The sequence below is a fragment of the Kitasatospora sp. NPDC033851 genome, from assembly GCF_055576085.1.
This window is the reverse complement of sequence record NZ_JBVIRL010000001.1, coordinates 433,114-451,456: the sequence shown is the minus strand read 5'-3', so window position 1 is coordinate 451,456 and position 18,343 is coordinate 433,114. Positions and strand designations below refer to the sequence as shown.

At 71.3% G+C, this 18,343-nt stretch carries 11 protein-coding genes; 1 reads left to right on the top strand and 10 read right to left on the bottom strand.

All coding sequences use genetic code 11. The annotated features are described in order from the left end of the window. Nucleotides 1–510: 510 nt before the first annotated feature. Nucleotides 511–2,154 carry an alpha/beta fold hydrolase gene (locus tag ACZ51D_RS01845; protein ID WP_465622905.1) on the top strand — a complete coding sequence of 548 codons (1,644 nt, stop codon included), beginning with the start codon at nucleotides 511–513 and terminating at the stop codon, nucleotides 2,152–2,154. 220 nt (nucleotides 2,155–2,374) lie between these two features. Here the strand turns inward: ACZ51D_RS01845 and ACZ51D_RS01840 are convergent, their stop codons facing one another. The 10 genes from ACZ51D_RS01840 to ACZ51D_RS01795 form a co-directional block, all read right to left on the bottom strand. Continuing rightward, entirely contained in the window at nucleotides 2,375–3,748 is a 1,374-nt protein-coding gene (locus tag ACZ51D_RS01840; RefSeq protein ID WP_465622904.1) for an ATP-grasp domain-containing protein, read from the bottom strand. A 46-nt stretch (nucleotides 3,749–3,794) separates the two neighbouring features. Then, nucleotides 3,795–5,648, bottom strand: coding sequence for a non-ribosomal peptide synthetase (locus ACZ51D_RS01835; protein ID WP_465622902.1), 1,854 nt, complete (start codon nucleotides 5,646–5,648; stop codon nucleotides 3,795–3,797). Between the two features lie 34 nt (nucleotides 5,649–5,682). Then, nucleotides 5,683–7,032: a condensation domain-containing protein gene (locus ACZ51D_RS01830; RefSeq protein WP_465622900.1), complete on the bottom strand. Its 1,350-nt coding sequence runs from the start codon at nucleotides 7,030–7,032 to the stop codon at nucleotides 5,683–5,685. Between the two features lie 76 nt (nucleotides 7,033–7,108). Continuing rightward, nucleotides 7,109–8,854: an acyl-CoA dehydrogenase family protein gene (locus tag ACZ51D_RS01825; protein ID WP_465622899.1), complete on the bottom strand. Its 1,746-nt coding sequence runs from the start codon at nucleotides 8,852–8,854 to the stop codon at nucleotides 7,109–7,111. Between the two features lie 8 nt (nucleotides 8,855–8,862). Beyond that, a complete protein-coding gene (locus tag ACZ51D_RS01820) occupies nucleotides 8,863–9,657 on the bottom strand; it encodes a thioesterase II family protein (RefSeq protein WP_465622897.1) in 795 nt (264 codons plus the stop codon). Next, nucleotides 9,650–10,939, bottom strand: coding sequence for an MFS transporter (locus ACZ51D_RS01815; RefSeq protein WP_465622895.1), 1,290 nt, complete (start codon nucleotides 10,937–10,939; stop codon nucleotides 9,650–9,652). The genes ACZ51D_RS01820 and ACZ51D_RS01815 overlap by 8 nt, the downstream gene beginning before the upstream one ends. After that, nucleotides 10,936–11,142: an MbtH family protein gene (locus ACZ51D_RS01810; protein WP_360508561.1), complete on the bottom strand. Its 207-nt coding sequence runs from the start codon at nucleotides 11,140–11,142 to the stop codon at nucleotides 10,936–10,938. The genes ACZ51D_RS01815 and ACZ51D_RS01810 overlap by 4 nt, the downstream gene beginning before the upstream one ends. Nucleotides 11,143–11,176: 34 nt before the next feature. Continuing rightward, on the bottom strand, nucleotides 11,177–14,113 hold the full coding sequence (locus tag ACZ51D_RS01805; protein WP_465622892.1) for a type I polyketide synthase: 2,937 nt from the start codon (nucleotides 14,111–14,113) through the stop codon (nucleotides 11,177–11,179). Beyond that, entirely contained in the window at nucleotides 14,110–15,948 is a 1,839-nt protein-coding gene (locus tag ACZ51D_RS01800; protein WP_465660805.1) for a non-ribosomal peptide synthetase, read from the bottom strand. The genes ACZ51D_RS01805 and ACZ51D_RS01800 overlap by 4 nt, the downstream gene beginning before the upstream one ends. Before the next feature lie 571 nt (nucleotides 15,949–16,519). Next, nucleotides 16,520–17,803, bottom strand: coding sequence for a metal-dependent hydrolase family protein (locus ACZ51D_RS01795; protein ID WP_465622888.1), 1,284 nt, complete (start codon nucleotides 17,801–17,803; stop codon nucleotides 16,520–16,522). Between the last annotated feature and the right edge of the window lie 540 nt (nucleotides 17,804–18,343).

Below are 18,343 nucleotides of genomic sequence, written 5' to 3'. Positions count from 1 at the left end.
CTCTCCGTCGGCTCCACCAGCCGACGGTTCACCCCGCAGCACACCCTGGTCCCGTCCCGATCCGGGCCTTTCGAAGCGGGCATCGGTGCCTTTCGACCCACGGCTCTCCACGGCACGGAACGGCCGCTCACCGGCTGCGCACTCGGCGGGCGCGTGCACGACCCGATTGGTCCCTGCTGCGGTGCGGGGCACGAATCGACTTTGCAGTATGGCGTTCAACAACCCCCCATGTGTGACGAGTCGAGCGGAGCCGACGCGTAGCCGCCGGCACCGCCTCGGAAGGACGACATGCCGATACGCAATCGCGGCACAGCTGCCGCAGCCGCCATGTTCCTGGCCGGTTTGACGGTGCTGAGCGCGGCTCCGGCCCACGGCGCGTCCGGCCTGGCCGCCACCCGCCAGAAGGGGGCAGCGAGGGAGGGTACCTCCCCGCTCGTGAGCCGTCCGCAGTCCGGCCTGTCGCCGGGACGGCCAGCCGATGAGTCCGGGCCCGCAGACGCGATGGCCGGCATGCACACCGTCGCCTCCGGTAACACGTTGTGGGACATAGCCCAGCAGGCCCTCGGCGACGCCATGCGATGGGACAGCCTCTACGACCTCAACCGGCAGACCATCGAGCACGAGGCCCTGCGGCACGGATACCCCTCCAGCGACCGGGGCCACTGGATCTTCCCGGGCACCGTGCTCACTCTGCCTCAGCCCCCGATGGCGCGGACGCAGCCGTCGTCGCGGTTCGTGTCCGCTCCATGCCCGACCACTTACGGAGAGCTGAAGGACACCCGCTGCGGCTTCCTCGTCGTTCCGGAGAACCGGGTCCACCCGTCACCGCGCACCCTTCGCCTGGCCGTTGCGCTCGTCCGCTCGTCATCCCCGACGCCGCACCCCGATCCGATCGTGTTCTTCGCCGGCGGGCCCGGCGCGGACGCCCTGGGAGACATCTCGGGACTGACCGAGGCGGGGCTGAACCGCGACCGTGATCTGATCGTCTTGTCCCAGCGCGGGACGTACTCGTCCGAGCGGCCGCTGACGTGTCCGGAGATCGACCGGTTCTACGGGGAGCGCGTCCACCTCCTCTACGGCGCGCCCTCCACCGGAGACCGGTACGCCCAGGCGGCGGCCCGGTGCCGTGACCGCCTGACGGCCCAGGGGATCGATCTGGCTGCCTACAACACCAGCGAGAACGCTGCCGACGTGGCGGATCTGCGCAGGGTCCTGGGAATCCGGGAGTGGAACGTCCTCTCGCATTCCTACGGGACGCAACTGGCGCTGACCTACATGCGCATGTTCCCCGACGGCATCCGCTCCGTGACGGTCGACGGCGTCGTACCGCCGTCCGTGGCGACGCCTGGGTGGACGTGGAGCAGCCTGAGGGAGTCGGTCGACAACATCGTGAGCGCTTGCGCGGCGCAGCTCTCCTGCCGGCAGCGTTACCCGGACATCGGTGCCGCTTTACTGCGCATGGTGCGTCAGCTGGAGGCTGATCCGGTCACCACGCACGTGACGGTGCCGCAGGTCGGACGGGTGGAGGTGGTCCTCGACGGCGGGGCGCTGCTGAACTGGCTGGTGCGTGCCAGTCACGCTCCCGAGACCTTCGCGGTGGGCGTGGACGAGCTGGCCCACGGCCACCCCGAGCGCATCGCGGAGCAGTGGGCGGCCGCCTGGCTTCCCGGCTCTCAGGGGATGTTCGCTCACGGGTTGTCGCTGAGCGTGTGGTGCAGCGAGTGGGTTCCGTTCGAGACCCCCGAGGAGCAGCTCGCCAAGGGTCAGGAGGCCTTTGCCGAGCTCCCCCGCTCGGTCCTGGCCCAGGCACCCCAGCTGCCGTTCCTGCGCCAGGCATGTCGGGCCTGGAACGTCCCGAAGGCACCCGACGCCGTGCGCGAGGTCACTCGGAGCAGCATCCCCACGCTTGCCATCTCCGGGAGTTTCGACGCGCAGACCGGGGCGCAGTGGGGGCGCTACGTGGCCCGGACGCTCTCCCGCTCCACGGTGGTGACGCTGGCCGGTGTCGCCCACGGGACGTACGACACCCCGTGCGGGGCGAAGGTGATCACCTCCTTCTTCGACGACCCCGAGCATCCCGACACCCGCTGCGTGAGTTCGGTGGAACCGGCGCCGTTCGTCGTCGGCAGTGAGGGAGCCGGTACCGGTGAATGAGGATCTGCCATCGGCCGGTTCCGGCACCGTGCGCTCTGCTGTGTCGCCTGGACGTCCAGAGCCCCCGCAGTGGTCCGCCGCGGACTGGCCCACGGCAACCAGCGCTCCGAATGGGACGCCGGCTGCCGCTTCGGCTTCGAGAACCCCGAGCACCGCTGAACCGGCATCCGTTCCTTTCGAACGGTGTTGCGCACCTCGGCGACTTCGTCACCAGAGTCGGTTACTCGTCGGTCCGCTTGCGGGGTGGCAGCTCGTACAGTCCGGTGCCGCCGTGTGCTCCGTTGGTGATGTTGACCACGCCGACATTGGCTTCCAGGCGGGTGCCGCGGGCCATGATGCCGGCGAAGCCGCGCGCCATGGTGAACACGCCCCAGACCGTCAGCCATGGCTGCAACCGGCCGTTTTCGTCCGGGAACAGTTCGGTGACCGGGCGGATCCGGCGCTGAAGTATGTAGGGCTTGCCGAGCGCGGCGTCGAGGTGCGCGGCCCAGCTCTTCTCGGTGACGTCCCCGCCGAGGAGCACACCGCTGCCACCGTGCAGGACCGTCGGTTTGAGTACGAGGTCGTGTCGGTTGGCCCGGGCGTAGTCGAGTAGTTCCACCATCTGTCCGCTCTCCAGCGTCACTGTGCCGGGCCGGACGGTTCGGGTCCATGGCAGGATGCGGTCGAACGCCGCCAGCTCCTCGGTGCTGAACAGGTGCCGGTTGTTTTCGTCCGAGAGCATCGCCAGTGTGGTCTTGCTGGCGTAGAGCTCTGCGTCCAGCGGGACGAACAGCTTCACCTGGTCGGCCGCGGCGGCGCGGACGACCTGGTCCATCAGCGCTGGGGCTTCGGGGGATTCGAGCAGGTCTTCGGCGAGGAAGATCCGGTGGATGATGTCGACGGCCCGGTCGCCGAGCCAGACCCGGCCGTCGCGGTAGTCGAGCTGGCCGATGTGGCAGGGGTGTGCGTCTGCGCCCAGCGCCTGAAGATGGGCGCAGAACTCCTTCAGGAAGGCGGCCCAGCCGCTCAGGTAGCTGCTCGGCCAGTCGGCGACCGCGATGACCGGCCGGGATTGTGGGTCGAACCCGGTGGCGGCGTACATGGTGTGCAGCAGTTCCCTGGCGGTGTCGGCGACGCCAAGGCCGTGCCGGGCGGCGAAGTCGGCGAGGAGCGGGTGTTCCAGCAGGGCCTGGGCCATCACGCCGTTGCCCATGCCGCCGAGCGAGCTGGTCATGTTGACTTCCACGACCTTGAATCCGCTTTCGTCGACGCACAGATCCGTACGGGCCATGCGGGTCGCGCCGGCGCCCCGGCTGCGCAGGATCACCTCGATCTGGGTCTCGGTCATGCCGACGGCCCGGGCGAACGCGCCGAGATCGCCGTCGAAGAGCCTGTCGGGCAGGCTGAACAGCGCGGTGTGGAGCGTTTCCAGATCTTCCATCAGCTGCTCCTGCTCTTCGTGGCCGAGGAAGAGCGGGCGGGGCAGAAAGCGGTTCTCGTAGTCGATGGTGAGCAGGGTGTCGTGCTGCGCACGACCGAGCAGTTCGGCTGCGGTGGCTGTGCTTTCGCTCAGTTCGGCCAGATACTGCTTGGTCAGGGTGGGGCGGTCCACGGAAAGTCCTCTCAGGAGGGCGGGTGGGCGGTGGTGGCGGGAGTGTTCAGCTGCGCGCCGACGCCGCGCGGCGGGTGTCGACCAGGGCAGCCAGGGCTGCCAGGTCGGGCTGGCGCATGACCTCTGCGGCCTTGACCCGGATCGGGTAGGTGCTTTCGATCAGCGCGATCAAGCGCGCGACGGCCAGCGAAGTCCCGCCCGATTCGGCGAAGTTGTCGGCGGGCGTGAGGTCGGGCTGGTCGAGCAGCCGGCGGCAGGCCACGAGGAGGAACGCTTCGGTGTCTTCTGCCTGCGGGGTCTCCCGGGTCGGCGCCGCCCCGGGTGCGGTGGACGCCGCGGCGGCGGCCTGCCGGGTGAGCAGTGCGCGGTCGACTTTGCCGTTGGCGTTCAGCGGGAAGGAGTCGACGAAGCGGACCCTGGCGGGCACCGCTTGCTTCAGTACCCGGGCGCGGGCGGCGGCCAGCACAGCGTCTTCGTCGGCCTGCGCCCCTTCGGCGAGCAGGAGGAAGGCGGCCAGCCGTAGACCGCCGCCGGTGCCCTGGTACGGGACCACGACGGCGTGCCGGACCGAGTGGTGGGTCTCCAGGGCGGCCTCGACCTCGGCCGGTTCGATCCGCGCGCCGCTGATCTTCACCTGGTCGTCCATGCGGCCGAGGAATTCCAGCGGTCCGTCGGCGCGCATCAGCGCCTTGTCGCCGGTCCGGTAGACGCGGTCCACGTATGGTTGACCTGCGGGGGCCGGTACGAAGCGTTCGGCGGTCCGCTGCGGGTCCACGTAGCCGAGCGCCAGGCCCGTACCGCCGATCCGGATCTCTCCGGCACGTCCTCTGGGCAGGATCCGGCCGTCCTCGTCGGTGATGAAGACGGTGTAGCCGGTCAGCGGCTGTCCGATCGGCACGATGGCGGTCGGGTCGTCGCTTCGGGGCCGCAGGCGGTGGGTGGTGGTGAGCACGGTGGCCTCGGCGGGACCGTACACGTTGTGCACGACCGCCGCGCACTGCGCGGGCGGCCGCACCCGCATCCGGTCGCCGCCCACCAGGATGTGGCGCATGGCCAGGTCGACGGGCCAGGGCTGGGTGAAGGCGAGTTCGGCGAGCGGGGTCGGCAGCAGGCAGTGGGTGAGGCCCGACTCCTGCCACCACTGGAACAGTTCGGCCGTCGAGCCGCGGGCGTCCTCGGGCGCGACGTGCAAGGTGGCGCCCGACGACAGTGCCTCCCACAACTCCTTGAGGTGCGCGTCGAAGGTGGTGCCGACGAAGAGACCCACCCGGGACTCGGGGCCGATCTCGAGCCGGTCGCAGGTCCAGCGGACCAGGTTGGCTATCGCCCCCTGTGACAGCAGTGCGATTTTGGGTTTGCCGGTACTGCCCGAGGTGGTGACGGCGCAGAAGGCGTCGCTGGGCGCACCGTTCGCCCGTCCGGCGCGCTGAGCGACCACGAGCCCGTCCACCGCGTCGGCCGGCGCAACGGTCCAGCCGGGTGGCGGGGTTGACGTGCCGTCGGTGAGGAGGCAGCTGATGCCGGCGTCCTCGGTGATCGATTCCACCCGCGCGGCCCCCGGCTGCGCGCCGAGGGAGAGGTAGACCGCGCCGATCCTGGCCAACGCGACCGCCGCGGCCACCAGCAGCGCGGAGCGTTCCAGGCAGACTCCCACCAACTCGCCGCGGGTGACTCGGCCGCCGAGGGCCTGCATGATCCGGGCGGAGGCTCGGTCGAGCTCGCGGTAGTTCCAGGTGATGGTGTTGTCCACGACTGCCGGGGCGTCGGGCTGCTTGGCCAGCCAGCTGTCGAACCACTCGAGTGGTCCCGCCCCCGGTGCGGGAGCGGGCGCGGGCTCACCTCCCCAGGCGATGCTGGGCAGCTGGTGGCCGGTCGGTTCGCGGGAGGTCACGGAGGTCATCTCGTCTCCTCGGGGCATGGTTCGGGGGGTGGGGTCAGCCGTTGGCTGCTGCGGTGAGTGCTGCGAGGCCGGTCGCGGTGTCGGCGAGGTAGGCCTCCAGCAGTGCGGTGAACTGCCGCTGCAGTTCGGCGATCCGGGCGCTGTCGTACAGGTCGGTGGCGAAGTCCCAGATCAGCAGCATGCCGCCGGGGCCCGAGCGGGCGTTGACGGTCCGGCGGGAGTCGGGGATCAGTACCACGTCGAGGGCGAAACGGGAGGTGCCGGTGTTGAATGCCTCGTGGATGGACACCTCGAGGTTCAGCCCCTCGACGTGCGGGATCGGCGCGTCGTGCGCGCTGAACATGACGTGGAAGAGTGGGTTGTCCAGGCCGGTGCCGGAGTGTTCTCCGAGTTCGTGGGTCAGGGCCTGGACGGGGACGCCCTGGTGCGGCAGCGAGCGGATCAGGACCTCGGTGACCTCGTCGACCGCGTTCAGCGCACTGCCGTCGGGCTGGAGGCGGATGCGCAGTGGGATGGTGTTGACGAACATCCCGACGCTCTCCTGGAAGCCGGGCGGGCGGTTGCCCACCGCGCTGCCGATCACCAGGTCGGACCGGCCGCTCTGTCGGCGTAGTAGCTCCGCGAAGAGGGTGAGCAGAACAGAGAACGGGGTGTGCCCGTGGCGGCGGGCGGCTGTCCGTAGGCGCTCGGCCAGCTCGGGCTCCAGCAGCTGGCGCAGTTGGTCGCCGTGCGGGATGTCGCGGACCCGTCCCGGGTCCAGGCCGGGCAGCGGCAGGTCGAAGGGGGCGCCGTCCAGGGCGCCCCGCCAGTACGCCACGGCGTCGTCGTGGTGGCCCGGTTGTTCCTCGGCGGCCACCGACTGGCGGACGTGTTCGAGGTAGGAGCGGGGCGCGGGCAGGTCGGCCGGGATGCCCTGGGCCAGCGCCCGGTAGGTGGTGAACAGGTCGCGCAGGACCAGGCCGAAGGACCAGCCGTCGTGCACCAGGTGGTGCTCGGTGTGAAGCAGCCGGTGGTGCTCCTCGGCGAGCCTGATCAGGGTCCACCGCACCATGGGCGCCTCGGCGGTGTCGAAGGGCTCGTCGTGCTGCTCGCGCCACAGGTCCTCGAAGGCTGCCTCGTGGTCCTCGCGACCGGTCAGGTCCACGGTGCGGTAGCGCGGTGCGCAGGTGTCGTTCACCCGCTGCTTCGGTGGAAAGTCCTCGGGATCGAGTTCGAGGCGGAACGCGTCGTGGCGGGCGAGCACGGTCGCCAGGCTCTGCCGCAGGGCCGGCTCGTCCAGCGGGCCGCGCAGGTCGAGGGAGGCGGTGAAGTTGTAGGCGCGGCTCTCGGGGAAGAGTTCCTCGTGCAGCCAGACGATCTCCTGGGAACGGGAGAGGTTGAACATCGCTGCGGCCCTTTCCGGGTCGGTGGTCGTTCGGTGTGCGGGGCTGGTGGCCGGGGCGGCCTCGGATACCACCGGCTCAGCGGGCGGGTGGGGTGGCGGTGACGGTGTCGCGGAGCAGGAACTCCAGGCCGTCGCCGTGAAGCCACTGCGCGCAGGTGCCGGCGTGGTCCGGTCCGTCGGTGTCGGCCAGGCGCCGCTGGGCGTCCGCCATACGGTGGCGTGCTTCGGCGCAGAACACGTCGGCGAGGTCCTGGGCAGGTCCGGTGCCCTCGCAGTGCAGTCGGGCGGCATTGGCCAGCACTGCGGACATGCTGAACAGCTCGGCGGAGAGCTGGTTGAGCAGGATCAGCAGGCGCTCCTTGGCGAACAGCTCGTCGGGGTCGGGGTGTCGGTCCACCAGGTCGCGGCTGAGGCGGGCGAACTGCACGGCTTGTTCGGCCACGAAGCGAAGGTGGTCCCGGTTGCGCGGGGACAGGTGGGCGTCCGCTGCGGTGAGGTCGGTCGCGGCCTCGGCGATGGCCTGCGGCTTTGGGTAGTGGCGCGAGAGCAGGTGCCGGGCGGCCCAGTGGTCCACGAGGAAGTCCACCCCGCCGGCCACTCGCAGGGCACGTGCGTCGCGGAAGAACCGCTCCACCGGCAGCGGCTGAGCGCCGCGCCGGGCCTTGCTCGTTGCCGTCTCGAAGCCCTCGGCGGCCAGCAGGGACAGGGTGCGGTCGACGATGCGCCAGCTGGTCGTCGAGTTGATGTTCTTGGCCACCGTCTGCTCCGGGTCCAGGTCGATCCCCGGGTGGCGTTCCTCGGCCAGCAGGCACCACTCCACCACGCTCTCCATGGCGAAGGTTTCGGCGAGGTTGGCAGCGATGATGCGCTGGATCTCGTCGTACTGCTCCAGCCCGAGCCCGCCGACCGAACGCCGCCGGACGAACTCCCGGGACCAGTGCAGGCAGAGCCGGCCGATCGCCAGGGCGGGCGCCGAGATGGGGTACATCCGGCCTCGGACGCTGATGGTGTGCAGTTCGGGGGCCAGACGCCACTCGTCCTCGGCGGTCAGGCCGTCGAGGGTGAAGACCCGGCTGTGCGGGACGAAGACCCGGTCGAAGGTGAGGGCTGCGTTGGGCAGACCCTTGAGACCCAGGTACTCGTGCCAGGACCTGACCGTGAAGCCGGGGTCGGTGGTGTCGACGAAGAACAGCCGGATGTACTCCCGGTTCTTGTCGTGCACGGTGGCCGAGACCCTCAGCAGGCCCGCGATCGGGCCGTTCTGGATGAACACCTTCTCGCCGCTGATCCGGAATCCGGTGCCGTCCTCGGTTGGCACCGCGGTGGTGGACCGGGTCCGGTTGATCGCACCGGTGGGCTCGGTGTCGGCGTCGCCGGAGATCGCGCCCGCTGCGAGCAGCCGTTCGAGTTCGGACTTCAGCTCGCCGTCGGTCAGGATCGGCAGGTAGGCGCCGGCGCCCAGTCCGAGGTGGACGGACATGGCGTAGCAGGCGGTCACCGACCAACTGGCGGCGGCCTGGATCATCCGGAAGGCGTTGTGGGCGGACAGGCCCAGACCGCCGCGCTCGAGCGGGTCCTGAAGCTTGAAGTAGCCGCGGGCGGCGCAGGCTTCGTGGAAGCCGTCGGGCAGCTTCGCGGTGCGGTCCACCTCGGTCGGGTCGACGGTCTCTTGGAGGAAGCGCATCAGCCCGGCGACGGCGGCGTCGCCGCGGGCGTGGTCCTCGTCGGGCGGGGCGGGGAAGGGGCTGATCAGGTCCCAGCGCACGTGCCCCAGGTGGAGCTCGGCGAGGAAGCCGGCCGGGGTGATGGTGTCGTGAGTCATGTCTGCCTTCACAGGTTGGGGGAGAGCGAGTCGACAGGCGACCCGGCGTGCCGGCGGTCGGTGAGTGCGGCCTGGATCAGTGCGAGCAGGGCGGCGCGGTGCTCACGGAGGTAGAAGTGGCCGCCTGGCAGCAGGTTCAGGGCGAACGGTCCGCGGCCGTGGCCCTGCCATTGGGTGAGTTCCTCGGCAGAGAGCCGGTCCTCGGTGCCGCCGAAGACGTGCAGCGGCAGGTCAAGGGGCTCGCCGGGGGTGTGGCGGTAGCTGTCGACCAGTTCGAAGTCGCAGCGGTGCGAGGCCATCATGATCGCGAGTAGGTCCGGGTCCTCGGCCACCTCGTCGGGGAGTGAGCCGTACTGTCCCTGGACGGCGCTGAACAGCTCCCGATCGCCGAGGTGGTGGATCGGCGGCAGTCCGCGGGGCCGGTGCGGGGCCGGGCAGGCGGACAGCAACAGGCGTTCGGGGCCGGGCAGGCCGTGCTCGCGCAGGGCGCGCGCGGTCTCGTAGGCCAGCAGGGCGCCGAGGCTGTGTCCGAAGAAGGCGAACGGTGCGCGGAATGAGGCCTGTTCCACCAGATCGTGAACCAGCGGGCCGACCCGGGTGTACTGCGGATCGTCGAGCCGCGAGCCGCGGCCGGGCAGTTGCACGCCCCACACCTCGATGCCGGGCACATCGTCGCCCCAGCGGACGTACTCGGCGGCCGTGCCGCCGCTGTGGGCGAAGCAGTACAGCCGAATCGCGGCGTCGGGGCGCTTGCGGCGGTTGACCAGCCAGCGTGGGACGGTGTGCCCCGCAACGTCAGGCATGAAGGGTCTCCTGGCTCATCGGTTGGGCGGTCGGTGCGGCGTCGGGCATGGCCCGCAGTGAGTGCACGGCGGAGAACAGCAGCGGCAGCCCGGCGAGGACGCTGCCCGCACCGGCGAGCCAGAGGACGCCGCGCAGTCCGAGCGGGCCGACCAGCGCGCCTCCGAGGAACGTCCCGACGGGGATGACGCCCCAGACCACGAACCGCAGCGTCGCCGTCATGCGCCCGCGCATCGGGGCGGGGGTGACGGATTGCCGCAAGCTGATCTGGTTGATGTTGAAGACGGAGGCGCACAGCCCGGCCAGGGCCATCGCGACCGCCAGGACGGGCATCGCGGTGCCAGGGGTGGCCAGCGGCAGCAGCAGGATGGTGCCGCCCAGCCCGAAGGTGGCCCAGGTGAGCGACGGCCCGACGCCGAGGCGCCGCACCACCCGGTCGTTGGCGAGCGAGCCGAGCAGCACGCCTGCGTTCGCGATCGCGAGCGTGGTGCCCAGCCCGGCCGGTGAGAGCCGCAGGTCACGGACCGCGTAGAGCACCAGGATCGCCTGGACCATTCCGAACAGGCCGAAGAGGTTGGTGATCCCCGCACTCAACGCGATCGGGCGCAGCAGCCGATGCCGGAATACGTACCCGAGGCCGTCCTTGACCTCCGCGACCAGTCCCGGCCGGACCGCATCGCGGATCGGGCGCTCCTCCACCCGGACCAACAGGAGCAGGGCCGCCGACCCGGCGTAACTGAGCGCGTCGGCGAGCACGGCGAGTGGCGCGGTCAGCAGCTGGACCAGGAATCCGCCGGCGCTGGGGCCGGCCAGCTCGCCGGAGGTCTGGGACAGCTGCAGTTTGGTGTTGGCCTCGACGAGCTGCTCTTCGCCGACCAGGGTCGGCAGGAACGACTGTGCTGCCAGGTCGAAGAAGACCGTCATGACCCCGACCGCGAAGGCGACCGGATACAGCAGCCACAGATTCAGAACCCCGCAGAGCGCGGCCGCCGGCACGGTCAGCAGGACCGCGCAGCGGACCAGGTCTGCTGCGATCATGACGGGCCGTCGGCGCGTCCGGTCCACCCATGCCCCGGCCGGCAGGCCGACCAGCAGGAACGGCAGGTACTGCACGGCGGCCAGCAGTCCCACCTGGAACGGGGTGGCTTTCAGCACCGTCACGGCCGCGAGGGGCAGCGCGAGTTCGGAGATCTGGGCGCCGAGCACGCTGACCGTCTGGGCGGCCCACAGCCGTCGGAAGCCCTGGTGGCGCCGCAGTCCCGGCGAGGGGGCCGGTCGCGTCATCGGGCGGCCGGCCGTTCACGTATGCTCCTCGGCCGAAGGTCACTCCACAGGCCGTCGATCAGGGTGAGGCAGTCCGCTTTGCTGCCCCGTCCGCCCGTTCGCTCCCACCCGGCGGGTAGCGCCCGGCCGGCCGGCCAGATGGAGTACTGGTCCTCGGTGTTGCGGACCACCTCGTAGGTCCGGTCGTCGTTGTCCTCGAACATGGCTGTCCTTTGGGTCGGTGTGTCGCGTGACGGTTCAGGCCGGCTGCCGGGCGGCGTCGACCACCCGGGCCAGTCGGCGCGGAGCGGGGGCGGTGAAGACCTGCTTGACGGTGATGCGCACATCGAAGGCCGCGCGGACGGCAGAGGCGAGTTGAACGGCGATCAGGGAGTCGCCGCCCAGTTCGAAGAAGTCGTCCTGCGCCGCTACATGCTCCAGTCCGAGCAGTTGACCGAAGATCTGGGCGAGTTGCGTTTCGGTGTCGCCGTCCTGTGCGGGCTCCTGGACGGCCGGCGAGGGCTGGGCGGTGACGGTCGGTGCGGGGTTGTCGGTAGGGAGCGGTGAGTACTGCTGCGGGCTGAACGGGTAGGTCGGCAGCGGAGTCCGGCCCGGCCGGTGACCTTCGTGCAGCCGTGGCCAGTCGAGCTCGACGCCGGCCGCCCACAGCTGTCCGGCGGCGGCCAGCGAGGTCCGCAGGGCGGACTGCTCGCCGGCAGGGTGCGGCAGGCTGGGCAGCGCCAGGTGGCGCTCGGTGCGGGCCGGGTGCCGACGGGCCAGTGTCGTCAGGGTGAGGCCGGGGCCGACTTCGAGCAGGATCCGGTCAGGCTCGGCGAACAGGGTGGCGAGGGTGTCGCCGAAGCGCACCGCCCGGCGCATGTGGGCGGTCCAGAACTCGACGCCCGGAACGCGGTCCATGCGGACCCACTCCCCGGTGGTGTCCCCGACCCAGGGGATCGAAGGCGCCTTGAGGTCGAGTTCGGCGACCAGGGAGGCGAACCGGTCGAGGATCGGCTCCACCAGAGCGCTGTGTCCGGCGGCGGCGATGTGCAGCCGGCGCGCCTCGACACCGTCCTCCGTCAGCCGTGCGAACACCGCGTCGACCGTCCCCCGCGGCCCGGACACAACGCACTGGTTCGGTCCGTTGACGGCCGCGAGTTCCAGGCCGTCGCCGAGAAGTTCGGTGGCGTCGCGCTCGGCCAGCGGCACGGCCAGCATCGCCCCGACGGGCAGGCTCTGCAGCAACCTGCCGCGCTCGGCGACCAGCCGCAGGGCGTCGGCCAGGCAGAACACCCCGGCCACGCAGGCGGCGACGAAGGCACCGAGGCTGTGCCCGGCGACAGCCGCCGGCCGTACCCCTCGCTGCTCCCACATCCGGGCGAGCGCGTACTCCACCACGAAGACGGCCGGCTGGGCCACGCCCATGTCGCGCAGCAACTCTTCGGCCGCCGCGCTCTGCTGCTCGCCGGCAGGGTACAAGACCGCCCGCAGGTCCAGGCCGAGTGTGGGCGCGAGCTGCGCACAGCACGCGTCGACCTCGGCACGGAAGACCGGGTCGTTCTCGTACAGTTCGCGGCCCATGCCGACGTGCTGTCCGCCCTGCCCGGGGAAGACGAACGCCACCGGCCGCTCGCCGCCCACGGGCGGGTAGCCGTGGGTGCCGGCCCCGGTCAGTGCTTGGATCGCCTCGGTGTGGTCGGCGGCCACGGCGAACCGGCGGTGCACGAAGGCGCGGCGGCCGGTCTGCAGCGTCCAGGCCGTGTCGGCCAGTTCCCGGCCGGGGCCGGCGGCGCCGGCGGCCTGCCGCTGCAGGTGCTCGGCAAGCCGGGTGGCGGCGCGGTCCAGCTCGGGGGCGGTCCGGGCGGACAGCACCAGCAGATGGCTCGCAGGCGCGCCGGGCAGGCAAGGTCGCGCGGGCGGCTCCTCCAGGATCGCGTGCGCGTTGGTGCCTCCGATCCCGAACGAGCTGACCCCGGCCCGGCGGGGACCGTCGGGGCGCCACCGGTACAGTTCGGTGTTCACCACGAACGGGCCGTCCGCGAAGGGGATCTCGGGGTTGGGCGAGGTGTAGTGCAGGCTCGGCGGGACCAGGCCGTGCTGGACGGCCAGCACCGCCTTGATGAAGCCCGCCACCCCGGCGGCCGCGTCGGTGTGGCCGATGTTGGTCTTCACCGACCCGATCCGGCAGAACCCGCGCCGGTCGGTGCCGCGCCGGAAGGCCTGGGTCAGCGCGGCCAGTTCGATCGGGTCACCCAGCGGCGTCCCGGTCCCGTGCGTCTCGACGTAGCCGATGCTGTCCGGCTCGACCTCGGCCACCAGGTGGGCCGCGCGGATGACCTCGGCCTGGCCGGCCACTCCCGGAGCGGTGAAGCCCACCTTGTCCATGCCGTCGTTGTTCACCGCGGTGCCGCGCAGGACGGCACGGATGTGGTCGCCGTCCTGAACTGCGTCGGCGAGCCGTTTGAGGACCACGATGCCGACACCGTTGCCGGCCACGGTCCCACGGGCCCGGGCGTCGAAGGCCCGGCAGCGCCCGTCGGGCGAGATGACACCGCCCTCGGAGTACTCGGGCAGGCGAACCGGGACGTTGACACTGGCCCCGCCGGCCAGAGCCAGGTCGCACTCGCCGGACAGCAGTGCCTGCGCAGCGAGATGTACGGCGACCAGAGAGGTGGAGCAGGCGGTCTGCACCGTCACCGCCGGCCCGGCGAGACCGAGCCGGTGGGCGACCCGCGACGTGAGAAAGTCGATGCCGGTCGCCAGTCGCAGCTGCCACTCGCTGACCGGGCCGAGCCGGTTGCGGTGGGCCCTCAGCGTATCCAGGTACCCGGTCTGGCTACTGCCCGCATACACGCCGACCGGCCCGACACAGGAGCGGGGGTCGTACCCGGCGTCCTCCAGCGCCTCCCAGGCGCAGGTCAGGAACAGCCGCTGCTGCGGGTCGAGGATCAGCGCCTCCCGCGGCGAGTAGCCGAAGAACGCCGCGTCGAACTCGTCCGCGTCCTCCAGTACTCCGAGCGCGGGGACGTACTCGGGAGTGGACGGGTCGCCGGGGAATCGAGTGACCGATTCCGCGCCCTTGATCAGGTTGTCCCAGAACTCGCCGAGGTCACGCGCGCCCGGAAACCGCCCGGCCATCCCGACGACGGCGAGGAAGGGGCTGTCCGGATCCACCGGCTGTGCCGCCCGCGTCATCGGGCACCCCCGGCGCTCCGGCGGGCGCGGCGCTGCTGGAGCCGGGCGTGCCCGCTGCGGCGCTCATCGGCACGCTCGTCACCGAGCGCGTCGACGGCCGGCCCGGAGCCGCCGCGCAGATGGGCGGCGAGCTTGCGGATGGTCGGATGGGCGAAGAGCGCGACACCGGGAACCTGGCGTCCCAGCGCCCCGCTGAGCTTGCGCTGCACCTGAACGAGCAGCAGCGAGTGACCGCCGATCTCGAAGAAGCTGTCGTCCGGCCCCACCCGGCCGACCCGCAGCACCTCACGCCACACGGCCGCTATCTGCTCCTCCAGGCCGGTCAGCGCCACCGTCTGCGGCGCGCCGGACGTGGCGATGCCGACGGTCGGCACCAGGAGCGCCCTGTGGTCGATCTTGCCGTTCGCGGTCAGTGGCAGCTCGTCGAGCACCACGTAGGAGGCCGGGACCATCGCGGCAGGCAGACTCATGGTCAGGTGGGCGCGCAGCTGCGACGACTCGACCTCGGCAGCGACCACGTAGGCGACCAGCCGCTTGCCGTCCGTCTCATCGTCCACCGCCCGCACGTGCGCCTGACGCACCGCAGGGTGCGTGCACAGGGCCGCACTGATCTCCGCTGGTTCGACCCGCCGGCCGCGGATCTTCAGCTGGTCGTCGGCCCGCCCGACGAAGGCCAGGGCACCGTCGGCGCGAAGCACCGCGAGGTCGCCGGTGCGGTAGAGCCGCCCGCCCGGCGTCTCGCCGAACGGGTCCGGCACGAAACGGTCGGCGGTGAGCCCCGGCTGCCCCAGGTACCCGCGAGCCAGCACCGCCCCACCCAGGTACAGCTCGCCCCGGGTGCCCGCCGCAACCGGCTCCAGATCAGCGTCCAGCAGGTACGCCCGCGCCCCGGCCAGCGGCCGCCCGATCGGCAGCGTCTCCCCCTCGGGAATCGAGTCCCCGGTGAACGCCTGGAGCGTGGCGGTGATGGTGGTCTCCGTCAAACCGTAGGCGTTGACCACGGGCACCGAGGTATGCCCTCGCCAGCCGGCCAACGTACGGGTATGCCCGGTGTCGCTGCCCACGACCAGGAGGCGCAGGGCCTCGGGCACCTGCCGCGGTTCGGCGTCGAGATCGCGGACCCACTGGTCCCAGTACGGCGTCGGCAAGTTGGCCACCGTGACCCGCTCACGGCGCAGACACTCCTCCAGCTCCGCGGGCGACGGCACCGAATCGGGAGCCACCACCACCCGGGCGCCGGCCAGCAGAGTCGGGAACACCTCCTCGCCGAACACATCGAACCCCGGACCGGCGAACTGCAGCACCCGATCGGCCGCGGTCAATTCGAAGGCCGCGCCGACGGCGACCGCGTGGTTGGCCAGCGACCCGTGGGTGACGGCCACCGGCTTGGGACGCCCGGTCGAACCCGAAGTGAAGATCACATAGGCAAGGTCGCCGGGGGTAACCGCCACCGCCGGGTTCTGCGCGGACCGCCCGGCCGGCTCGCCGGCAGCCAGGTCGACCACCTCGACCCCCTCACAGCCCCCGGGCCCGATCTGCAGGGTGACACCGGCGGCCTCCAGCTGGTACCTGCGGCGCTCGGCCGGCAGCGCCGGGTCGAGCGGCAGGTAGGCGGCACCGGACTTCAGCACGGCCAGCACCGCCGTCACCAGTTCACGCCCGCGCGGCAGGTTCACCGCGACCACGCTCTCGGCGCCCGCACCGCGCTCCACCAGCACTCCGGCCAGCCGGTTGGCGGCAGCGTCAAGCCCCGCATACGTCGCGCACCCGTCGCGGTCGACGACCGCCACAGCATCTGGGCTGGCCCGTACCCGCTCCTCGAACAGCTGCGGCACACAGACCACGGCACGCGGACCGGCCGGTTCGAGCGCGGTAGCGGCTCGACTCTCATCCTCTTGACTCAGTTCAGGCCTCACGAGGCCAACTCCTCTCCAAAGTGGCGCATGTAGCAGTCCGCCGGACAACGGACGGGCGCAGGCCCCGGCCGCGCCGCCCGTCCGAAGCGAACTCGACCCGGCGGGGCGGGGCTTCAGGAAGCCAAAGGGAAACCGGGCGGGGTCATTCCGGGCCTTCGAAGTCACGGCAGCTGTAGATGGCTGCCGTTGAGCTTTCGGTCGATAGCGTGTCCGCTGATCCGGGTTGCTGCCGAAGAACGTAGGAAGCGCCGGTAGACATCCGATCAACGGGCACGGGAGACATGACACCTATGTGCTGTCCGGGATCGGCGCAGGATTCCAGTGGAGAACCCTCTGCCTCCGACACGGCTGAGCCGCTCCACCGAACCGCCGAGGGCGCCCTGGGTCGTGATCGAGGTTCTCGCGCGCAGGGATCGTGACCTGGCTCGGCGATCCGGTCCGTCTGGAGGCGGGCTGTCCGGTGCCGTGGGCAGGTGGAAGCAGGTGCGGGTCAGTCGAGTTCGTTCTTGTGGACCATGCCGCCCTTGATGATGAGACGCAGGTTGCGTTCGGGATCGGCGAGGACGGACAGGTCGGTGGTCGGGTCGCCGTCGACCACCAGGAGGTCGGCCCATGCCCCGGGCGCGATGACGCCGAGCCGCGCCGCGCGGTAGGGGTCGCGGCGGCCGGACAGGCGGAACAGTTCCGCGTTGCCGGAGGTGGCGGTCCTCAGGACGTCGACCGGGCTGAGGTGGGTGCCGAGTCGGACCAGCATCTCGTTCTGCCGATGGGCCTTCCCGGGATCGAGTACCAGGTCGGTGCCGAAGGCCAGTCGAACGCCGTGCTGTACGGCCCAGGCGAGGGCGCGGGAGCCGCCCTCGCAGACCTCGCGGTTCTTGTGGTCGCTGTCCGGGGAGTCGTAGTGGTGGTCGTCTACCTCGAACGGCTGGGTGCTCAGCCACACGTCCTTCTCCGCGAGGTAGCGAATGGTGTCCTCGTCGACGAGGTGCCCGTGCTCGATGCAGCGCACGCCGGCCTCCACCGCGCGGCGGACGCCCTCGGAGGTGTAGACGTGCACGCTCACGTAGGTGCCCCAGTCCGAAGCCGCGGCGACGGCGGCCCCCAGCTCTGCAGCGGTGAACTGCAGCACGTCCAGCGGGTCGTAGTCGGAGATGACGCCGCCGCCGGCCATCAGCTTGATCTGGGTCGCGCCCTTCTTGAGCTGCTCGCGTACTGCTGCGAGAACTCGGTCCGGTCCGTCGGCCACTCTGGTGAACCCGATCTGTTCGGATCGGGCCGGCGGCCCGCCCAGTGCGGTCGGGGCGTCGTGGACCGTCCCGAAGTCGCCGTGGCCGGCGGTCTGGGAGATGGCCGCCTGGCTCGGGTAGATCCGTGGGCCCGGGAACAGCCCGCGGTCGAGAACCTGCCGCAGCGGTTCGGTGTCACCGGCCATGTCCCGCACCGTGGTGAAGCCGCGCATCAGCATGTCGCGGGCCGCCGCCAGAGCCTGGTAGTAGACGGTGCCGGTCGGCGCGCCTCGCAGGTTCGCCATGGTGCTGCCGGTCGCGAACAGGTGGACGTGCGCGTCGGTGAGGCCGGGGAGCAGGACGCGGCCTCCGCCGTTGAGCACCGTCGCGCCTGCGGGGATTCCGCGCGGGAATGGGCGGCCCGGCACCACCTCCGCGATCCTGTCCCGGTCGACCCGGACGTACCCGGGTATCGATTCCTCTCCGATCCCGTCGAAGACGCGCACGTTCGTCACCAGCAGCCCGGGCCCCGAGTCGTCGACAGCCATGTCGCCATCTTCGGCTGGTCACGGAGCCGGGACCAGCGGGACGGACTGATTCCCCGGTCCGACTGCGCCCGCTTGTCAGCCGACCGGCCCAGCCGCGCGGGCGTCCCTGGACCCGGGCTGGTGGGTGGGCCGTGGGACGCGTTTGCCCAGGTGGGGGCGGACCGGGTGGCGCTTGGGGCTGTGGCGCCGGGCGCCACCGCGGTGCTGTTGTCCGTGGGCTTGGCACCCTGGCGCCGGCGGTCCGGAGGGGCGGGAGAACCCCCCGCCGGGGCGGCTGGTGGTCGTGGGCGCCTACCGGGCCGGTATTCGAAGGCGCTGCGGTGAAGGAGTCGTCCACCAGGGCGACGTCGAAGCAGGGCACGGCGCCGACACCGTACTCGGCGGCGTGTTCGAGCTGGGTGAGTGGGACAGACACACCCGGGGGATCACGTGCGGTGCGTTTGTCGCACGATTGCGGGGGCGGTCCGGCGTTGAGCCAGGTGGACGGGGGGATGACACTGGCAGGGATCGGGTTTCGAGTGCCGTTGCGGAGGACCGATG